This window comes from Streptomyces sp. SID3343 (genome assembly GCF_009865215.1).
Classification (GTDB): domain Bacteria; phylum Actinomycetota; class Actinomycetes; order Streptomycetales; family Streptomycetaceae; genus Embleya.
This window is the reverse complement of sequence record NZ_WWJX01001532.1, coordinates 1-4,229: the sequence shown is the minus strand read 5'-3', so window position 1 is coordinate 4,229 and position 4,229 is coordinate 1. Positions and strand designations below refer to the sequence as shown.

The 4,229-nt window shown below is 69.3% G+C and carries 4 protein-coding genes; all 4 read left to right on the top strand.

The window, feature by feature from the left end:
• Positions 1 to 261: 261 nt before the first annotated feature.
• Positions 262 to 429, top strand: a complete 168-nt coding sequence (locus GT354_RS48820) for a hypothetical protein (RefSeq protein WP_161364524.1) — start codon at positions 262 to 264, stop codon at positions 427 to 429.
• A gap of 282 nt (positions 430 to 711) precedes the next feature.
• Positions 712 to 2,370 carry an ABC transporter substrate-binding protein gene (locus tag GT354_RS48815; protein WP_161364522.1) on the top strand — a complete coding sequence of 553 codons (1,659 nt, stop codon included), beginning with the start codon at positions 712 to 714 and terminating at the stop codon, positions 2,368 to 2,370.
• Positions 2,370 to 3,302, top strand: coding sequence for an ABC transporter permease (locus GT354_RS48810; RefSeq protein ID WP_161364526.1), 933 nt, complete (start codon positions 2,370 to 2,372; stop codon positions 3,300 to 3,302). Before GT354_RS48815 ends, GT354_RS48810 begins: the two co-directional genes overlap by 1 nt.
• 5 nt (positions 3,303 to 3,307) lie before the next feature.
• Positions 3,308 to 4,168: an ABC transporter permease gene (locus GT354_RS48805; RefSeq protein ID WP_161364520.1), complete on the top strand. Its 861-nt coding sequence runs from the start codon at positions 3,308 to 3,310 to the stop codon at positions 4,166 to 4,168.
• Positions 4,169 to 4,229: the final 61 nt, after the last annotated feature.

Sequence of the window (4,229 nt, the reverse complement as noted above, 5' to 3'; positions counted from 1 at the left end):
GGCTTCTTCAGGTCGGCGGTCAGGCCGCTTTCGGTCTGCGGTCGGGTGGTTTTCGGTCTGCGGTCGGGCGGTTTTCGGACGGCTTTCGAGCTGCTTACGGCTGCTGCCTACGGCCTGCGGTCGGGCGGTTCTCGGTCAGCTTTCGGCAACTGTTTTCAGCCGCCCGGGGCCGGAAAGTGGAAATGCCACTTGTTGTGACGGCGGGAGACTCGCTAGGCTCTCGCCGTCACATGTTTCCGTTGATCGATATCGAAGGACGTCATGACCTCCGTGGTGCCGGTCACCGCCTCCGCGCCTGGGATCTCCTCCCCGCGCGTCGAGGTCGTCGCGCCCTTCGGCGCGGCCGCGCACCGGCAGCGCACGCCCCTGTGCACGCGCCGCCACGTCGATTTCGGCCGGCTGCACAGCTCGGCCTGTCGCGCCCGCTGACCCCTGCGGATCGGGCTGCTCCGCCGCCGGACCGTAACCGCCGATCCCCCGTGATCCGCGGTCGCGCGTCCGCCCGCCGTTTCCCCACTTTCGTACCGTCGGTTCGCCCTGCGGCGCGCCACCGAATTCTCGGCGGCTCCGCCGTATAGGCGCGTCCACGCCCGTCCGAGGCCCTTTCCCATGCGCTTGTCCGCGCACGGGTTTCGTCCGTGCGAACCGATGGATATCCCCTGCCCGAATTCCGCGCGCCGGCGCGTGAATTCGTCATGCCCGGAGATTCCCATGCGTTTTTCGATATCCCCCGCACCCGCTGCTGCCGCCCCGATACGAAGACTGCGCGCGGCCGTCGCGGCCGGCGCGGCCGTGACCTCCCTCGCCCTGGTGGCCGCCGCGTGCTCCGGCGCCGGCGGTGACAAGAGCGTGGTCGTCGCGGAGGCGGGACCGCCGCGGCCCGGCGGCACCCTGACGTTCGCACTCGCCGCCGACCCGACCTGCCTGGATCCGCAGCAGTTCGGCGCGAACGCGAGCCTGAACGTGGGCCGCCAACTCGTCGACTCGCTGACCGACCAGGACGGCAGGACCGGTGAGATCAAGCCGTGGCTGGCCACGTCCTGGGAGGTGAACCCGCAGGCCACCAGCTTCACGTTCCACCTGCGCCCGGGGGTGACCTTCTCCGACGGCTCCCCACTGGACGGCGCCGCCGTCAAGGCCAACCTCGACGGGATCGTCGCGCTCGGCGCCAAAGCCACCATTGCGAGCAGCTACCTGACCGGATACATCGGCACGACCGTGCTCGAACCGGGCACCGTACGAGTGGACTTCGGCGCGCCCAGCGCGCAGTTCCTCCAGGCCACCTCCACGATGTCGCTGGGCCTGTTGTCCTCGGCGACCATCGCCAAGACGCCCGAACAGCGGTGCCAAGGCGACCTGGTCGGTTCGGGGCCGTTCACTGTGCGCTCCTACAAGCCGAACCAGGGCGTCGAGTTGGCCAAACGGTCCGGATATACGTGGGGTTCGTCGCTGTTCGCGCACCCGGGCGAGGCGTATCTCGACAAGCTCGTGTTCAAGATCGTGCCCGAGTCGGGGGTGCGCGCGGGCAGCTTGGAGTCCGCGCAGGTGGATGGGATCAGTGACGTCCAGCCGCAGGACGAGGCGCGGTTCGAATCCGGCTACACCGTGCTCACCCGGCCCAACCCGGGTGTGGTCTTCGGTCTTCAGGCCAATGTGGCACGGCCGATCCTGGCCGAGGAGGCGGTACGGCGGGCGATCCAAAAGGCGGTGGACCGGCCCGAGCTGGCGCAGACCGTGCTCACTCCCAAGTACAAGGCCGCCACGTCCGTGTTGGCATCGGTCACGCCCGGCTGGGTCGACCTGTCCGCGGGGTTGGGACACGACCCCGAAGGGGCCGAACGCCTGTTGGAGGAGGCGGGTTGGAAGCCGGGCCGGGACGGGATCCGGGTCAAGGACGGGCGCCGGCTGAGCGTGGACGTGATCTTCGCGCCGCTGTTCAACGCGAGCCAGTCGGTACTCGAACTGGTCCAGCAGGAGCTGCGCAAGGTGGGTGTGGAGCTCAAGCTGCGCAAGCTGGCCACCGGTGAGCAGCAGCAGGTGCAGGCGGCGGGCGACTACGACTTCGCGTACTACAACGTCACCCGCTCGGACGCGGACATCCTGCGCACCCTGTTCGGCACCAGGACCGGCAACCGTCTCAACGTCGCGGCGGGCGAGTTGGACAACGTGCTCGACGACCAGGCGCAGAACCTGGACCCGGCGCTGCGCGCCGCGAGGATCGGTGACGCGCAGCGGATCGTCGTGGACCGAGCGTATGTGGTCCCGCTGTTCGAGCTCTCGCAGGTGCACGCGCTGGGCGCGAGGGTGCACGGGCTGACCTTCGAGGCGTCGTCTCGGTTGCAGTTCCACGACACGTGGGTGTCGAGCTGATGCGGGGCTATCTGATCCGGCGCCTGGTGCAGGCCGTCGTGGTGTTGTGGGCGGCGTTCACGGTGTCGTTCGTGGTGTTGTACCTGCTGCCCGGCGATTCGTTGTCGATCAAGCTGGGTGGTTTGGAGAGCACCGCGACGCCGGAGCAACTCGCGGCGGTGCGGGCGGCGAACGGGCTCGACGATCCGCTGTACACGCAGTACGCGCACGCGTTGGGCAACGCGTTGACCGGTGATCTGGGCGAGTCGGCGCAGACGGGTGCGCCGGTGGCGCGCACGATCGCGGACGCGCTGCCGGAGACGGTGAAGTTGACCGTGTTCGCGATGGTGCTCGCGGTGGTGGGTGGGGTCTCGCTCGCGCTGGCGGCGACGTTCACGCGGTTGCGGGCGTTGCGCCAGGTGTTGTTGTCGCTGCCCGCGGTGGGGATCTCGATGCCCGGTTTTTGGGTGGGGTTGTTGCTCGTGCAGGTGGTGTCGTTCCAGTGGGGGTTGTTGCCCGCGATCGGCAACGAGGGTTTCGACAGCCTGGTGTTGCCGGCGATCACGATGGCGTTGCCGGCGGGCGCGATGATCGCGCAGGTGCTCGCGAAGAGCATGACCACGGCGTTGGCGCAGCCTTACATCGACACGGCGCGCGCGAAGGGGGTGGGCCGGGTCCGGATCCATGTGCGGCACGCGTTGCGCAACGCGTCGTTGCCGGCGCTGACGTTGGCGGGCGTGGTGGCGGGCAACGTGCTGGTCGAATCCGTGGTGGTGGAGACGGTGTTCTCGCGGGTGGGGATCGGCCGGCTGACGGCGGCTGCCGTGGACAACCAGGACTTGGCGATGGTGCAGGGCGTGGTGCTGCTCGCGGCGGTGACCTTCGTGGTGGTGGGGCTGGTGGTGGATGTGCTGTACCCGGTGCTTGATCCGCGGGTGGGAAGGGCGGTGTGACGAGGATGGCTGCCGGTTTCGTGGGTGATGTGTTGCCTGCCGCGCGCGGGCACGTGCGGTTCGTGGTGCGCCGGCCGGGGTTGTTGCTGTCGGGGCTGGTGTTCGTGCTCGTGCTGCTCGCGGCCGCTGTCCCGAGTCTGTTCACGAGTGAGGATCCGCTCACGGGCACTCCGCGCGACAAGCTCCAAGGGCCGGGCGCGCAGCACCTGTTCGGCACTGATCAGCTCGGGCGGGATGTGTTCGCGCGGGTGGTGTACGGCAGTTCGCTGTCGCTGCGCGCGACGTTCGTGGCGGTGGCGGTGGCGCTGGTGGTCGGTGGGGCGCTGGGGCTGCTGTCCGGGTTCTTCGGCGGGTGGCTCGACGACGTGGTGATGCGTGTGGTGGACGTGCTTCAGGCGATCCCGCGGTTGTTGTTGTCGCTGGCGTTGGTGACGGCGTTGGGTTTCGGGACGACGAAGATCGCGATCGCGGTGGGGATCGCGAGCGTGGCCGGGTTCGCGCGGGTGATGCGGGCGGAGGTGCTGCGGGTGCGGTCCTCGGTGTACGTGGAGGCGGCGCGGGCGAGCGGGGTGCGCCCGGGAGGGATTGTGGCGCGGCATGTGCTGCCGAACGCGTCGGGGCCGGTGCTGGTGATGGCGGCGTTGGAGTTCGGGGTCGCGATCTTGTCGGTGTCCGCGTTGAGCTTTCTGGGGTTCGGTGCGCCGCCGCCCACGCCCGAGTGGGGCGTGTTGGTGTCCGACGGGCGCAACTTCGTGGCCACGGCGTGGTGGTTGACCACTTTTCCCGGCCTGGTGATCGCGGCGACGGTGTTGTCCGCGAACCGCATCTCGCGGGCCTTGGACGGAGAGCGGAGGCAGGATCGATGAGTGGGATGAGTGGGTCGAGGGTCGGTGGGGGTAGGGGGTCGGGCTCGGTGGGGGGCGAAGG